This is a genomic window from Nocardia cyriacigeorgica, from assembly GCF_005863245.1.
Taxonomy (GTDB): Bacteria; Actinomycetota; Actinomycetes; order Mycobacteriales; family Mycobacteriaceae; genus Nocardia; species Nocardia cyriacigeorgica_C.
This window is the reverse complement of sequence record NZ_VBUT01000010.1, coordinates 117,789-133,575: the sequence shown is the minus strand read 5'-3', so window position 1 is coordinate 133,575 and position 15,787 is coordinate 117,789. Positions and strand designations below refer to the sequence as shown.

Annotated in this window: 11 protein-coding genes and 1 pseudogene; 3 read left to right on the top strand and 9 right to left on the bottom strand. The window is 68.4% G+C overall.

The features are described from left to right. Positions 1 to 67 precede the first annotated feature (67 nt). Positions 68 to 883, bottom strand: coding sequence for an aminotransferase class IV family protein (locus FEK34_RS23725; protein WP_138451147.1), 816 nt, complete (start codon positions 881 to 883; stop codon positions 68 to 70). A 116-nt stretch (positions 884 to 999) separates the two neighbouring features. Here FEK34_RS23725 and FEK34_RS23720 point away from each other — a divergent pair, with 116 nt between their 5' ends. Next, positions 1,000 to 1,530, top strand: a complete 531-nt coding sequence (locus FEK34_RS23720; protein WP_138451145.1) for a YdcF family protein — start codon at positions 1,000 to 1,002, stop codon at positions 1,528 to 1,530. Positions 1,531 to 1,584: 54 nt separating this feature from the next. On the opposite strand, the gene FEK34_RS23715 is transcribed toward FEK34_RS23720, so the two are convergent. Continuing rightward, entirely contained in the window at positions 1,585 to 2,733 is a 1,149-nt protein-coding gene (locus FEK34_RS23715; protein ID WP_138451143.1) for an acyl-CoA dehydrogenase family protein, read from the bottom strand. Then, positions 2,733 to 3,962 carry an acyl-CoA dehydrogenase family protein gene (locus FEK34_RS23710; protein ID WP_138451141.1) on the bottom strand — a complete coding sequence of 410 codons (1,230 nt, stop codon included), beginning with the start codon at positions 3,960 to 3,962 and terminating at the stop codon, positions 2,733 to 2,735. The genes FEK34_RS23715 and FEK34_RS23710 overlap by 1 nt, the downstream gene beginning before the upstream one ends. Before the next feature lie 165 nt (positions 3,963 to 4,127). Between FEK34_RS23710 and FEK34_RS30145 the strand changes: the two genes are divergently transcribed. After that, a complete protein-coding gene (locus FEK34_RS30145; protein WP_171048356.1) occupies positions 4,128 to 4,289 on the top strand; it encodes a hypothetical protein in 162 nt (53 codons plus the stop codon). Between the two features lie 25 nt (positions 4,290 to 4,314). On the opposite strand, the gene FEK34_RS23705 is transcribed toward FEK34_RS30145, so the two are convergent. Both FEK34_RS23705 and FEK34_RS23700 read right to left on the bottom strand, forming a co-directional pair. Next, positions 4,315 to 5,082, bottom strand: coding sequence for an SDR family oxidoreductase (locus tag FEK34_RS23705; RefSeq protein WP_138451138.1), 768 nt, complete (start codon positions 5,080 to 5,082; stop codon positions 4,315 to 4,317). A 109-nt stretch (positions 5,083 to 5,191) separates the two neighbouring features. Beyond that, on the bottom strand, positions 5,192 to 8,410 hold the full coding sequence (locus tag FEK34_RS23700; protein WP_138451136.1) for a (Fe-S)-binding protein: 3,219 nt from the start codon (positions 8,408 to 8,410) through the stop codon (positions 5,192 to 5,194). Between the two features lie 461 nt (positions 8,411 to 8,871). Here FEK34_RS23700 and FEK34_RS23695 point away from each other — a divergent pair, with 461 nt between their 5' ends. Continuing rightward, on the top strand, positions 8,872 to 9,615 hold the full coding sequence (locus FEK34_RS23695) for a hypothetical protein (protein WP_138451134.1): 744 nt from the start codon (positions 8,872 to 8,874) through the stop codon (positions 9,613 to 9,615). A gap of 475 nt (positions 9,616 to 10,090) precedes the next feature. On the opposite strand, the gene FEK34_RS23690 is transcribed toward FEK34_RS23695, so the two are convergent. The 4 genes and pseudogenes from FEK34_RS23690 to FEK34_RS31405 all read right to left on the bottom strand — a co-directional run. Next, positions 10,091 to 11,365 (bottom strand): S1 family peptidase, encoded by a 1,275-nt coding sequence (locus FEK34_RS23690; protein ID WP_138451132.1) that lies wholly within the window; start codon positions 11,363 to 11,365, stop codon positions 10,091 to 10,093. 310 nt (positions 11,366 to 11,675) lie between these two features. Further along, complete coding sequence (locus tag FEK34_RS23685; protein WP_138451399.1) at positions 11,676 to 13,022, bottom strand: S1 family peptidase; 1,347 nt, start codon at positions 13,020 to 13,022, stop codon at positions 11,676 to 11,678. A 168-nt stretch (positions 13,023 to 13,190) separates the two neighbouring features. After that, the gene (locus FEK34_RS23680; protein ID WP_249359536.1) at positions 13,191 to 14,372 is read right to left on the bottom strand and encodes a hypothetical protein; all 1,182 of its coding nucleotides are present in this window, start codon (positions 14,370 to 14,372) and stop codon (positions 13,191 to 13,193) included. A gap of 2 nt (positions 14,373 to 14,374) precedes the next feature. Next, a pseudogene (locus FEK34_RS31405) lies at positions 14,375 to 14,641 on the bottom strand (response regulator transcription factor); the annotation flags it as partial. Between the last annotated feature and the right edge of the window lie 1,146 nt (positions 14,642 to 15,787).

The following is a 15,787-nucleotide window of genomic DNA, read 5'->3' as shown; positions in this document are numbered from 1 at the left end:
CTCGCTTGAACTGCGGGTTTGCCTGTGGTCGCCGGTAGGGCCGGAAGCCGGTCCGGGCGCGAGCTGGTCAACCGACGAGGGAAACCGGCGGCTCCGATTCGAAGGCGGTGTGCAGCACTTCGGCCAGCTCCGCTGAGGCGCCCAGCCGGGCGTCGCCGATCCGGTCCACCGCGATCCCCGGTGTCCACGAATTGAGGACGACAGCGCCACGGAAACCGGACACGTCCGCCGGCCGGACCACCTCGGTCCGCTGTGGCACCCCGGCCGCCTGGAGCTGTCGGCGAACCGTGCCCATCATGGTGCCGGTGAGCACGGCAGCCTCCGGCCAGACGACGGCGTCCCCATCCCAGAACGCGAGATTCCAGATCGAGGCCTCGGACAGCCGCCCCTGCCGGTCGACGAACGCGACGTCATCGAAGCCATCGGCACGGGCGCGGCGCATGTAGTAGGTCTTGGCGCCCTCACCGACATGTTTGATCTCGGGCATGAACCGCTCGTGTTCGACGATCGCGAGCGAGAGCGGGCCACGCGGACCGTTCGCGGGGACGGCGGTCCGGATGAGCGTGTGCAGCGACGGCTCGGCGGAGCCGTTGGTGAATTCTCCGGTGGAGTCGAACACGGTGAGCACCAGCGACAGATCGGGCGGGGACGCCGCGACCGCGGTCCGCAGGTCGTCGAGGAAGCGTTCGGGTGCGAGTTCGGCACCGAACAGCTGCCGGGACGCGTCGACCAACCGGCGTAGGTGCAGGTCGAGTCCGCGCACGGCCCCGGCGCGCACCTGCATCGCGGTGAAATGCGCGAACCCGGCGAATGCGCGGGAAACCAGTGCGTCGGGGTCGGCGGGCTGCCCGTCGATCAATGCCAGAGCCGGAAATGTGCTCATGAATGCGAAGGTAAGCCTTGATACCGGTATCAAGGTCAAGCCCGCACGTGGAGGGCGCGTGCTTGCCCGCCGCGGTGTCTATCTGCGCTGGCGCACGGCCCGGATAGGATCGGGCGATGCGGCGGATCGGCGGAACTGTGCTGGTCGTCTGCGTGGTGCTCGCGATCGTCACAGTCGCGCTGTGGCCGGTGTATGTGCGGCCGCAGACCGAACAACCCGCGCCCGCCGACGCGATTCTAATCCTCGGCGGCGCGCACGACGGGCGTGAGGAATTGGGTCTGACGCTCGCGCGGGACGGTTATGCGGCGCGGGTGCTGGTGTCGAATCCGTACGAACACAGTGCGCTGGTCAACCGGATCTGCCATGGCGGATACAGCTTCGACGTGGAATGCTTCGACCCCGAGCCACGCACCACCCGTGGTGAGGGCAGGTATCTGGCTCGGCGTGCGCGCGAGGAGGGCTGGACGCGCGTCATCGTGGTGACGTTCACACCGCATATTTCCCGTGCCCGTTACATTCTCGGCGAATGCTGGTCCGGGGAACTGCTTTTCGTGGATCCGAAGCCGAAGCTTTCGCCTGCGCGCTGGGCCTACGACTATCTCTATCAGTCCGCCGGTTACGTCAAGGCGGCATTCGAGGACTGCTAGGTTTCGGTGCCGAATGCCGCGCTGCCCGGCGGCGGATCCGGGCAGCGCGGGCTCTCACGGTCTGGTCAGGCGGGCGTAGCGGTTCACATGGTAGGCGCTGGAACCGAATTCGTTCTCGATCGCGGTGAGCCGCTTGAAATAGTGGCCGATGGCCAGTTCCTCGGTCATGCCCATCGCTCCGTGCAATTGCACCGACTGCTGGCCGATGAAACGCGCGGCACGCGCGATGGTGACCTTCGTTGCGGAAATGGCGCGAGCCCTTTCCGACGGCGAGGCAGACAACGCGAATGCCGCCAAATACGCGGCGGCCGTGGCCTGTTCGAGTTCCATATACATATCCACCATGCGGTGCTGCAATACCTGGAACTGGCCGATCGGCTGCCCGAACTGCTGACGCTGTTTGCTGTATTCGACCGTATCGGCGACGACCTTGCGCATCAGCCCGACCGATTCGGCGGCCACCGCGGCGATCGCCTCTTCCAGGGTCGCCTCGATGATCGCGGTCGCCTCGCCCTCGGCGCCGAGCAAGGCCGTGGCGGGCAGGCGGAAGCCGGTGAAGGTGAGATCGGCGGCCTGCCGGTCGTCGATGGTGCGGTAGCTGTGCACCTCGAGTCCCGCCGACGGCGACGAGGCGTCGAATTCGGTGAGGAACAGCGATACGCCGTCACGATCGCGCCGGTCGCCGCCGGTGCGGGCGCTGATGATCAGATGCGTGGCCAGCGGGGCGCTGGTGACCACGATCTTCGAACCGTCGAGCACCCATTCGTCGCCGTCCTTGCGGGCGGTGAGCGAAATATCGTGTGCGGATTCTCCCGCCGAGGCCTCGAGGCTTGCGAAGGCGGTACGCGCGCTGCCCGCGACGATTTCCCGCAGCACCGCGTCGGCCCGCTCGCCGCCGGCCCGTGACAGCAATCCGCCGCCGACCACTACCGTGTCGACGAACGGTTCCACCACCAGGGCGTGGCCCAATTCCTCGGCGATGACCATCAATTCGGTCGGACCGCCACCCATGCCGTCGACCCGCTCGGACAGCGTCGCGCCGAGAATGCCGAGCTCCTCGGCGAAACCGCGCCAGATCTCGGGCTGCCAGCCGGCCACGGATTTGGCCGCGCTGCGACTTTTCTCCAGCTCGTACCGCGCGGTCAGGAACCCCGCGACGGAATCGCGCAGCAACTGCTGTTCATCGGTGAGTGAGAAGTCCATCAGAGCCCCAATGCTGCCTTGGCGAGAATGTTCCGCTGAATTTCGTTGCTGCCCGCGTAGATCGAACCCGCGCGGTCGTTGAAATAACGCAGCGGCGCGACGGCCTGCCACTGCGGTCCGCCGTGATAACCATCGGCCGGTGGCGTGAACTCGGCAATCGGGCCACCTGGTTTGGTGGCGTGCGGCTGGTAGGCCCGTCCGCGCGGTCCGGCTGCCAGCAACGCCAGTTCGGTGAGCTGCTGGCTCAGTTCGGTGGCGAGGATCTTCAGCATAGACGAGGCCGGGCCGGGGTCGCGGCCCTGCGACAGCGCCGAGATCGTCCGGTATTCGAGAATCTCCAGCACATCGGCGCGGATGCGGGCATCGGCCAGGCGCGCGGCGAATCCGGCGTCGTCGATCAGCGGGCCTCCGTCCGGTCCCGGCTGCTCGGCCGCCGCCTCGGCCAGTTCCTGCGCCATGACCTGCAGGGCAGGCGCGGCCGCGCCGCCGCGTTCGTGCACGAGCACGTACTTGGCGACCGACCAGCCCTCGTCGACGCGACCCAGCACATTGCGCTTGGGCACCCGCACATTGTCGAAGAAGACCTGGTTCTGCACCTGCTCGCCCGAGGTCATCACCAGCGGCCTGACCTCGATGCCCGGCGAGGTCATATCGATCAGCAGGAAGGTGATGCCCTGCTGTTTCTTGCCGGTGCGCGAGGTGCGGACCAGGCAGAAGATCCAGTTCGCCTCGGTGGCGTGGGTGGTCCAGATCTTGCTGCCGTTGCAGATGAAATCGTCGCCGTCCTCGACCGCGCTCATCGTCAGCGATGCGAGATCGGATCCGGCCTCGGGTTCGGAGTATCCCTGGCAGAAGAACACCTCGCCGGTGAGGATGCCGTTGAGGAAGAACTGCTTCTGCTCGGGCGTGCCGAAGGCGATGATGCCCGGCGCCACCATCCGGATGCCCATCGGCGACAGCGGCGGCGCACCGGCCAGCGCCAGCTCCCGGTTGAAGATGTAGTGCTGGGTGAGGGTCCAGTCGCAGCCGCCGTACTCCACCGGCCAGGTGGGCGCGGCCCAGCCACGCTCGTGCAGAATCTGCTGCCACCGCATGCTGGCCTCATGGTCGGGATAAACGCTCGTTGCCAAACGCCCCGCCGCCCGCAGCTCCGGCGTCAGCTTCTCCCGCAGGAACTCCCGCACCTCTTCCCGAAAGGCCGAATCGGCCTCCGACCAGTCGAAATCCATCCATACTCCCGAGGGCTGTGCATAGTCGCCGCAGCGCCCGCGTCCCGGGCACCCATGAGAGAAGTTATCCGCAATTCTCGCATGGAGTCAAACTGAAGGCATATGCCATCAGGTGAGGTGATGCTGCGTGGGCCGTCGCTCACGCGGTTCTGCCATGCTGGGCTCATGGGTGTCTTGACCAGGTGGTTGACGTTTGTTGCTGCGTGGCGCGATACGGCATCGGCGCACGCCGATCCCCGCATCCGGGCCGATGGCTCGGACCTGCATTACCTCGACGTGCCGGTGCCGGTGCCGCGCCCCGAGCGGGAACCCTTGGACACCGAGTAGGCCGAGTCTTCGCGGGCATCCTTGCTTACCCGCGTAGGCGGTACGCGGCGGCCGGCTCGGACTCGACGTATTCGGCCCAGGTCTGGGTGCCGTCGGCGTGATCGGGGCAGGTGTTGGCGCCGGCCCGGAAGGCGCCGGCGACCCGACCCGGGACTGGTAGACGCATCGTCCGGGTGGGGCGGCCGCGTAGGGCGCGCCAGGTCTCGGTGAGTTCGGCGAGGGTGTGTACGTGCGGGCCGCCGAAATCGGGCGCGTGGCCGAGTGGCGGGCCGTCGATGAGTTCCGCGACCCTGGTCGCCACGTCGGCGGCTGCGACGGGTTGGAAGCGAAAGTCGGTCGGGAGCGGCGCGATCGGCCAGCGCTCCACGGTGCGCAGCGCGAAGGCGATCAGCTCATGGAACTGGGTGGCGCGCAGGATGGTGTGCGGGACACCGCTGCCGGCGATCAGGCGTTCACAGGCCAGCTTGTTCTGATAGTAGGAGAACGGGATTCGGTCGATGCCGACGATCGACACGTACAGCAGGTGCTTGGCATCGCCCGCAGCGGCGAGCAGATTCTCGGTGTGCTTGCGATCGTGCCGCCCGGCGCGCCGGAAATCCGAGGCGGCGTGCACGATGAGTTCGGCTCCCGCGGCGGCCTCGGCCACACCGGCACCGGTATCCAGGTCGCCGACGTGGGTTCCGGCTCCGGGGCGCCGGGACAACACCCGGATCTCGTGGCCGGACGGTCGCATCCGCTCGACGATCAGCTTGCCGAGCGCGCCCGTGCCGCCGGCGATCAGAACTGTGCTCATATCGTTCGGCTCCCCTCTGGCCCAGCGGATTTCGCGGGCCGCTGAGACGACTCGACCCGGGCCACTGTGTGGGACCCGGGTCGAATCATTGTTGTTCAGTTGTGGACGGTCAGCTCTTCCGGCCCGGCGCCTTCGCTCCGGACTTGAATCCGAGACCGCCCGGCTTGGCGGTGGGCAGCGGGGCGTCCGCTGCGCCGTTGCCGTTGGCGGGGGTCTCAGCGGATTCCGTCGCGGTGGTCGCCGACGCGGTTTCCGCAGGCGCCGAAGCTGTTTCGGACGAAGCCGGGGCCTCGTCGGCCGCCGACTCGGCCGGAGCCGGGTCCGCCGCAGGAGCCTTGGCGCCGGGCGCTTTCGGTCCGGGGCGCTTGAACCCGGACTTCATGGCCAGACCCTTGGCGGCGACGGTCGGCATGGATTCGGCAGGCGCCGAGGCCGATTCGGTCGCGGCCTGCGCCGGAGCCGATACCGTTGAAGCCGAAGCCGGTTCCGCAGGAGCCTCGTCGGCCGGAGCCGATTCCGCCGGAGCAGCCGGAGCCTTGGCGCCGGGCGCCTTCGGTCCGGGGCGCTTGAACCCGGACTTCATGGCCAGACCCTTGGCGGCGACCGTCGGCTTGGTCTCGGTGGGCGCCGACGCCGATTCGGTGCTTGCCGCAGCGGTTTCGGCGGCAGGAGCTTCAGCAGCCGGAGCCGCCGCAGCCTTGGCGCCGGGAGCCTTTGCCGCGCCCTTCATCGCCAGACCCTTGCCGCCGGGCGCTTTCGCCGCACCCTTCATGCCGAGTCCCTTGACCGGGGGAGCCGCCGGAGTCTCGGCAGCGGCCTCGGCCGGAGCTTCCGCCTTGGCACCGGGTGCCTTGGCGGCGCCCTTCATCCCAAGACCCTTGGCCGGGGCCGGAGCAGCGGCTTCGGTCTCGGCCGGTGCCGCGGCCTTCGCACCGGGCGCCTTGGCCGCGCCCTTCATACCCAGACCCTTACCGGGAGCCTTCGCCGGGCCCTTCATGGCCAGGCCACCACCGGCCGGCGCGGCCTTCGCCGCGGCAGGGGCCGCCTCGGCGACCGGCTCGGGCTCGGGTTCGGGTTCCGGCTCGGGTTCGGCCTTGGGCTCCTGGATGACGGTCAGGTTCTCGGTCAGCTTCGCCGGCTCGACCCGCTCGATCGCGTCCAGCATCAGCTGGGCGACGTCGACGACCTCGACACCCTCACCCTTGCCGTCTTCCTGGCGCGCGGTCACACCGTCGGTCAGCATGACGCGGCAGAACGGGCAGCCGGTGGCGATCTTGGCGGGGTTGGTGGTCAGCGCCTCGTCCACGCGGTCGATGTTGATGCGCTTGCCGAGCTGCTCTTCCATCCACATGCGGGCACCACCGGCGCCACAGCACATGGAACGCTCGCCGTGGCGCGGCATCTCGACCAGGTTCGAGCCCGAGGCCTCCATCAGCTCACGCGGAGCGTTGTAGACCTTGTTGTGCCGGCCCAGGTAGCAGGGGTCGTGGTAGGTGACGTTCTGCGACACCGAGGCCACCGGCACCAGCTGCTTCTGCCGCACCAGCCGGTTCAGCAGCTGCGTGTGGTGCACCACCTCATAGGTGCCGCCCACCTGCGGGTACTCGTTGTTGAGCGCGTTGAAGCAGTGCGCACAGGTGACGACGATCTTCTTCTTTTTCTGCTCGACACCTTCGAACACCGAGTCCAGCAGTTCGATATTCTGCTGCGCCAGCTGCTGGAACAGGAACTCGTTGCCCGCGCGGCGCGCCGAGTCACCGGTGCAGGTCTCTTCCTGACCGAGCACCATGAACTTCACGCCCGCGGTGGCCAGCAGCTCGGCCACGGCCTTGGTGGTCTTCTTGGCGCGGTCCTCGTAGGCGCCGGCGCAACCGACCCAGAACAGGTATTCGTAGCCGTCGAAGCTGTCGGCGTCCTTACCGAAGACCGGAATGTCGAAGTCCAGCTCGTTGATCCAGTTGAGCCGGTCCTTGGCGTTCTGGCCCCACGGGTTGCCCTTGTTCTCCAGGTTCTTGAACAGACCGGCGAGCTCGGACGGGAACTCCGACTCGATCAGCACCTGGTAGCGGCGCATATCGATGATGTGGTCGACGTGCTCGATGTCCACCGGGCACTGCTCGACACACGCACCACAGGTGGTGCACGACCACAGCACCTCGGGATCGATGATGCCGCTGACGTCCTCGCCGCCGACCAGTGGACGCTCCGCCTCCGCACGCGCGGCCTCGGAGATCTTGGCCAGCTTGGCCTCGTCGGGCTTGCCGTCGGCGTCGACCAGGCCGATCTCGTCGCCACCCATGTCCTTGCGGCCACCGGCCAGCAGGTACGGCGCCTTGGCGTAACCGTGGTCGCGCAGCGACATGATCAGCAGCTTCGGCGAGAGCGGCTTACCGGTGTTCCAGGCCGGGCACTGCGACTGGCAGCGACCACATTCGGTGCAGGTGGTGAAGTCCAGCCAGCCCTTCCAGGAGAAGTCCTCGATCCGGCCGGCACCCAGGGTGTCGGTGTCGGGGTCGACATTCTCCATATCGAGGGCCTTGCCCTTGGACATCATCGGCTTGGCGGCGCCGAGGGCGACGTCGCCGTCGTCTTCACGCTTGAAGTAGATGTTCGGGAAGGCCGACAGGCGGTGCCAGGCCACACCCCAGGTGATGTTGCGGCCGACCATGTACAGCCAGATCATGCCGGACATCAGCTTGACGAAGGCGAAGATCGAGATCAGCGTGACGTTGGCCGGGATGATCTTGGCGATCTGCCCGGTGATCGGGTCGGTCCAGGCGGAGTGCCCGTGCAGCGACAGCACACCGGCCTTCACCAGCACCATGCCGAGGCCCTCGGCGAGCACGACCCATTCCACGAAGTAGGCGGGGCCGAACTTCGATCCGCTGAAACGCGAGAGCCGATCGGGCAGCCGCGGGTGGTTCAGCTGACGGATGACCATCAGCGTCACGATGCCGACGACGGTGCCGACGCCGAGGATCTCGTCGCCCAGGTGGAACCACCAGGTCTCACCGATCAGCGGCCACGACCAGGTGGGCTTGAAGGTCTGGCCGTAGGCCATGAACCAGAACTGCGCGCCCGCGATGAAGCCGACCATGACCAGCCAGTGCGCCCAGCCGACGGTGCGGAATTTGTTCATGCGGGTGTGCGCGATGAACTCCACGAGCATCTGCTTGAAGCGCGGAAAGAACGGCCGCCACCGATCGGGTGCGGACTGACCGATCATGATCGTCCGCACCATGGTTCCGGCGCCGCCGAAGAACGACACCCAACAAAGGAGGCTGAGCGCCGCTCCAAGGGTGCCCAGCGTCACGGTCAGGGCATTCATGTCGCGACCTTTCTATAGAGGCAACACGAGCTGTCGAGGCTGTGCGCCTCGGGTTGGCTCGTATCCTAACTGCCAGTAAGTTACCCGCCAGTAACAACTGGTGTCCAGCGTAGGATCTGCGGTTGGCTGGTGCCCCATCTTCCTGGGGGTTGACCGCCGATTCTGCTGTGATCAAGCTCACATAAGTGGATTCGATCCATATGCGACCTGAGCTGTTCAACACCGTAAAGGGCATGCAGAACCGGGTATGAGATAAGGACAGGCTTACCCGAGCGCATTCGTAACCACACGTAAAGAATCTCGCATCTGGACTTTTGTTCGACTAGGCTCACGGCGTTCTGTTCTGTGTGCCTGTCTTCACAATGCTCGGAGGGGATTTCGGTCCGGCCGACCGGAATGAATGAGCTCGCTCGTGAGGCGTCCACGGCATACGGACAACCTGATGATGGATTGGAAACTGAATGAAACTCCGCAAGACCACCGCGGTTGCCGCGATGGTGACCGGCGCGATGGCCATGGGGTTCGGCACGGCCCACGCTGAACCCGCAGCCGAGGCGGCACAGCCCATCAGCTATTCCGTCAAGCTGGTCGACAAGACCGTCGTCACCACCCTCAAGAACGGCACCTTCGAGCTGACCAAGTCCTCGAAGGACGTCAAGAAAGACGACGTCTACCTGATCAAGGACGAGAAGGGTGCGACGGTGGTCTCGCTGCCGATCGCGTTCAACGTCGCCGACGTCGTGGTGCCGGTGAAGCCCGTGGTCAAGGAAGAGGGCAAGGTCCTCGAGCTGACCCCGGACAAGGCCGCGGTCCCGGCCGACAAGCTGGCCGACAAGAAGGTCAACGCGGTCAACCTCGGCCTCAAGTCGGTGGCCTCGCCCATCGAGAACCAGCGCGCCCAGAACGAGTTCGCCAGCCAGTTCGGCATCGCCACGGCGGTCGGCGGCTTCCTCGGCACCGCGATCGGCGTGGTCGCGGGCGGTCTGATCGGCACGGCAGTCGGCCTCGTCGAGTGCCTCACGATCGTCGGGTGCATCGCGGCGATTCCGACGATCGTCGCGTTCGCCGGTATCGGCGGCATCCTCGGGACGATCGCGGTCGGTGGCCCTGCCCTGGCGATCGCTGGTATGGACCTCATCAACACCCTGAACGCGGCTCCCGGCACCACCAAGTGGTCCGACGAGAACATGAAGGGCGGCAAGTAATTGCCGTAAGGCAATTCGCGCCGCGAGCACCGGCCCGTCCCGAAAGGGGCGGGCCGGTTTGCGTTTGCGGGACGGGGTCCGGACGGTGGCGTCGCGAGTTGGACCGGGGCCCGTCGATCCTCTGCGCTCCTCAGGTGTCCGAAAGCCCTGGGGTAACCCGGAGTTCATCCGCCGTTCGTTCGCGGCGCTGCGAGGCGTTCAGGCGGGAATACGGAGCAGACCCGAGCGAGCGCACAGCGCTGACGACATGAACGCAGGGCGCCGCGCACAAAGTCCGGCCGCGCCCCCTGCATGACGGGCGCCTCGAATGCCTTACGCCGCAGCGGTTGCCGCCCAGCTGTCAGCGCATCCCACCACTGGTTCGCAGCCTGTCGTCTATCGGCGCACAAGCCCGTCGCAAACCCACCCGGGAAAAGCGAAGAGGCCGGCAGCACGAATGCTGCCGGCCTCTCGACGTCTCTGCCGAGCGTAGAATCTAGTTGGTGCGGATTCGCAGGCCCGGGTTGTCCGAGAGCACCACGCTGACGGGCTGGGCGAACAGCTGCGGGGTGTTGCCGGTGAGGGCGCCGATCAGGTTGGGGATCTCGCAGACCGGGAAGTCGGCCACCGAGGAGGCGCTCGAAATGCCGAGGGCCAGACGGCCGGTCACGATCGGGCCGCCGCTGTCGCCGGGCAAGGCGCAGATATTGGCCGAGAAGCTCTGGGTGAGCTGGCGGTCGCCGACCTGCACGGTCTGATCGACGGCGTTGACCACACCGCAGCTGAAGCCGGTGCGCGAACCGGACTTGCAGACGGGCGCGCCGACGACCGGCGTCGCGACACCCTCGACCAGGACCGGAGCGGCGCCGGGCACGCGAACAGCGTTGTTGGCGAAGCGATCCCGGGCCTGGTCGGCGATGCGGACGATGGAGTAGTCCTGGTTGCCGAGCACCGACTTGCTGAAGGTGCCCAGCCGGCCGCCGAGCTTGTCGCCGGGCAGCAGTTCGTGCACGGCGGCGGCGTTACCGCCACCGGCGCTGCCGATGTCGGGGTTGCAGTGGCCCGCGGTGACGTTGACGGTGGCGCCGTCACGGTCGATGCCGTTGAAACCGAAGGAGCAGCGCAGCGAGGTGCGTCCGGCGACCGAGGCGTAGCCGTCGCCACCGGCCAGCGACGCACCGGTGACCTCGGCGATCGGGTCGGCCGACGGCAGCGCCTCACCGGCGACCGGCGGGGCCATCACGATGACGCGGGCCGGGTCGACGAAGCTGGGCATCGGCAGGCCCGGCTTGTCCACCCGCACCGCGATACTGTTGTTGACGGTGTCGATGACGACGCCGCGCACCAGCGAGGCCACCGGCTCCGGCTGTTCGTCGAGCCAGCGTTCGAAGGCGCTCTTCTCACCACGCAGCGCGGACTGGCTCTTGGCGACGTTGCGCACCTCGAATCCGGCCGATTCGGCGGCGGCACGAGCCTCGTCGATGCCGGAGCCGGGCGCGAGGGCGACGACGGCCTTGCCCGCGTCGTCGAGCCACGCACCGCCGAACACCTGCGGGAACTGCCGCTGTGCGGTGGTCGCGAACGCGGCGACCTGCTGGGCGAGATCGGCGCGGCGCAGGTATTCGTCGGCCGAGATCTTCAGGTCGCGGGAGACCGCGGTGATGAGCTCGGCGGGCAGCCCGGGATCGGTGTCGGGCTGGGCTGACGCGACCGCCGCGGTGGGGCCGAACAGCAGGATCGCGGCCGATGCGGCGATCGCGGCTTTTCGCATCCCAGTCCGTTGCGGAGCGGTCCGGTGCGACCGGAAATGACCTATGCGTGGCAGGAGCATGACCAGACTATATGGGGTCTCACGCGGGATGCCTACTTGTTCGGCCGACCGGTTTGCTCGAATCCGGACAGATCAGGCGGGGTGCGAGGCACTGTGGGCCGCCGGGTTTGTAGGTCGCCACTGATCTTGTGCGGATGACCTTGTCGATCACCACGAATGCCACGATCACCACAACGCGAACCGGGCCGTCCGCACGCTGGTACTCAGCGCTCGGACGGCCCGGATCTGTTGTTCGGAAAAGCCTTGCGGCTCAGCCCGCGTTCGGGCGGGTGCGCACGGTGATCCCGCTGCCCACTCCACCACCGGCGGAGGCGTTGATGTCGGCCAGGATCGGGCGGATCGGGATGCCGAGGGTGGCGGTGCCGCCGTACTGGGCCAGCGCGATATTGGCTTCGTCGCAGCTCGGCGCCTCGGCGGCATTGGAGCCGCTGGTGATGCCGAGGGCGAGGGTGCCCGAGACGATCGCGCCGCCGCTGTCGCCGCCGAGGGTGCAGGCGGTGCTGGCGAAGCCGCGCACGGTCTTGGATTCACCGTCTGCGGTGAACAGCTGGGTCTCGACCCGGTCGGCCACCACGAAGCCGCAGGTGAAGGTGGACGACTGGCCCGACTTGCAGACCGGGGCGCCGATCACCGGGTCGGCGATGCCGGTGACGGTGAGCGTGGTGCCGTTGGCGCCGCGCACCGACGGCTGGTCCATGCCGGCCCGCACCGCGCGGTCGTTCAGCTTGATGACCGAGTAGTCCAGGCCGCTCTGACCGCCGAGGTTGGCCCGCACGAAGGTGCCGAGCTCCGGGCTGGCCGGGATGTCACGCACATTCGGCATGTAGACCCCGGCCTGCTGGTCGCCCTTGCCGAGATTCGGATTGCAGTGTCCGGCACTGATATTGAGCGCGTTACCGGCGGCGTCGACGCTGTTGAAGCCGAACGAGCACACATCGACCCCACGCAGCGCGGTGTCCTTCAGCGAGCCGGGCGCGCTGATGTAGGTGTCGCCGCCCATCGGGCGACGTTCGACCGGGCCGCCGCCGCCCGGCGCGAGGATGACCTTGATGTTGGCGATCAGCGTCGGCAGGTTCAGCATGTGCCCGACCGGGGTGTTGGCGACGCTGAGCACCAGCTGGCTGTTGAGGAAGTCGATGGCCACCGAGTTGATCGCGCTCGACAGCTCGTTCGGCAGCGTGCTGATCCACTGGTTCAGCTGGGTCAGCGAGGTTTCCAGATTGTCCGCCGACACCGGGGCCAGCCGGGTCTGGTAGCCGTCGGCGGCGGCGATCTTGGCGGCGTCCGGCGAGGTCACGGCGACGACCGGCTTGCCGTCGGTACCGATCCAGGCACCGGCGAACGCGTCCGGGCGCTCGGCACGGAACTCACGCGCGTAGCTGCTCAGCTGCTGGGCGCGGGCCGAACGATCCAGGTACTCGGTCGGGGTCATCTTCAGGTCGCGCGAGATGGCCTGCACCAGCTCGGCCGGTAGCTCACCGGGTTTCAGCTGCGGGGCCTCGGCCACGGCGGGGCTGGTGCCGAACATGGGGGCGAGGAGAACGGTCGAGGCGATGGCAGCCTTGACCGCGGCGCGACGCGCCACCGACTTGCGCATGAAGTCCCTTCGTCGGCACAGATGTGCCGGGTAATCCGTGGCCACGGGCAGAATCCGTTGGCGCACAGCCTACGTGGAGCTATGAACCGGTGGTGCGCGGGATACCGCTGTGACCGGTCAGCGGATCACTTTATGCCACACATCACACCGGTCGCCACTCGTGTCTGATTATCGCCGGGTGCCGGGGATTTCCAGGGCGGGCGGCAGCGGCAGCTGCGGCATCGGCCGGAACGGTCCGGTCGTCGTCGGCCTGCTCGTGCTGGTCGACGAGCTGCCGGTGCTGGTGGGCGGCTCCGAGGTGGGCGGGGGCGGCGGGCTGCTCGGCGGCGGCGGGGGCGCGGGTTCCGGTTCGGTGGTCGGCGCGACCGTCACCGGCGGCTCCTCGGTGACCGGCGGGGCCACAGTGGTCGGCGGCGGCGCGACCGGCAGCGGGCCGGGCGGCGGCGCGTGCGGGGTGGGGCTCACCGTCACCTGTTCGGACTTGGCGTCGCGCATCGGCGGAATGGGGGTGCTGTCGTCCTCACGGAAGAGCACGGCGACACCGATGCCGCCGAGGATCAGACCGAACAGCGCGGCCACCGCGATCAGCACGGGTGTGCGGCTGTTGGTGGCCGGTTTCTCGGACGTCGCGGCCGGTTCGGCGGGTGCGGCCTCGGGCGCGACCGCGGCCATCTCGGTCGCCATCTCGGTGGCGGGCGGTTCGGCGATCGGGATCGCGGCCGAATACGCCTGCGCGACCGGCTCCGGCGCCGGAACCGCGGGAATGATGTCGGTGTCGAGGGTCGAGTTCTCGGCCGTCGCCGGATCGGGCGGGGTGTTGCCCGCGGGCGTGGCCAGCACCGCGGTCAGCGCCGTGGCGGCCGCTCCGTAGGCGTAGACCCGGGCCGGGGTGTCGGCGCCCGCGTCGGCGGGCAGTTCGCTCGCGGTGGGCAGTTCGGCCTCGCTGACCAGCACCACCGAACGCAGCCCCAGATAGTCGAGGGCATCGCGCAGGGCCGTGATCTGCTCCTGCGGCCAGTCGCCCGGATGGGTCGCGTAGAACTCCGCGGCGCCGTTCAGATGGTCGGCGGTGAGGTTGATCAGGCAGAACAGGGCAGTTGCCACCAGGTCTTCGGCCCGGTAGGCGGGTCCGTCGTCGACCGAGATCCCGGCCGGGTCGCCGACGGCTTCGGCGAATCCGGTGATGGTGTGGGTGTGCCCGGCCGGCGCGGTGCCGCCGAGTTCGGCGTCGCCCTCGTCGGACATGTGCAGTACCGGCTCACGGACGATGTACTCCGGCTCGCCGTCGTTGGTCACGATCGCCGCGGTGCACTCCTCGGCGGCGATACGCAGGCCCACCCCAGTGGCCATCCTCATGTCCTCGCTTCGGCGTCCTGCTCGATCCGGATCGTTGCGCGGGACGGCCACACCAGTAGCGAACCGTGTCCCATTGCGCTGAGCATCGACAATAACTCCGCTCGGGACCCGGCACCGATCCGGCGCCGGATCCGGGACACATGGTGCCCGACGGTTTTGGCCGAGATGTAGAGCCGCGACCCGATCTCGCGGTAGGTGAGGCCGAGCAGCAGCAGCTCGGCGACCTGCTGCTCACGGTCGGTCAGCGGGGTCGCCGGCGCGGGGCTCGGCGGCGGCGGGTCGGCGGGGGCGCTCGCGTGCAGGTGGTGGCCGGCCAGCGCCCGGCGGTCGGCGATCGCACCGGGATCGGCGCCACTGGCCACGGCCGCCGAATAGAGGCGCACCGCGTCGACGCCGCCGGCGCGATCAGCGGCCGCGACGAGGAATTCGGCCAATCGCTGATCACGCACCCCGGACGCGGCGAACAGCAGCGCGGTATCGGGGCGCAGCAGGCCCGCGTCGAGCCGGGTGGTGAGCAACCGCCGCTGTACCGTGACGAATCGCTGGGCGCCGAGCTGGGCTCGCAACGGTGCGACGGCGGCCGCGAGCAGCAGATCGGCGTCGGTCACCAGGGCCGTCGCCCGCGCCCGGTCGACGAGATCCTGGGCCGAGGCGAAATCGATATCGAACACCTCGGCCAGCTCGCTCGCATCGAGCCCGGTGCCCGCGCTCGCGACGACCAGGGTGTCGAGCAGGTCCGGTGCGAGATCCGCGAGCAGGCTGGTGGCCCAGTCGGCGACCGCCAGATCCACCGCGGCGACCGCGGCATCGCGGCGGGCCGCGCAGGCAGCGCGCAGGGCGGCGACGATCCCGGCGCGAATACCGCCGGTGCAGGCGTGAATGTACTCGGCGAGCGGGCGCGGCACGAGCAGGCCCAGTTCCCGGGCGAACGACAGCAGCTCGGGCAGGCCGAGGGTGCGCAGTTCGATGACCCGGCCGTGCCCGGCCAGCGTTTCGGTGAGGGCGCGCAGGCCGGGGTCGTGCGGACGCGGTTGCGCCGCGACGACGACGGTGTGGCGGCGGGCGCCGACCACCGCGCTCAGTATCTGCATGTCATCGGCGGTGAGCAGGTGGATGTCGTCGATGAGGACGGCGCGCCGGGCCGCGGTCTCGTGCTCGGTGCCCGCGAGCAGACGTTTCGGCAGGGTCGCCAGATCGTCGAACACCTTGACGTTATGCGAGGTCAGCAGGTCGCGAGCCGCGCCGAGCAGAGCGGACTTCCCGGTGCCGGCGCGGCCACGCACCAGGTAGGCCGGCGGTGGGCCATCGCGGCGGTTCAGCTCCCGCAACATCGCCTGCGCGAACGGCATGGACTCGAATCGGTGACCCGGCCCGGGGTCGGCCTCGCCACGGCGCTCGGCCGATCCGAC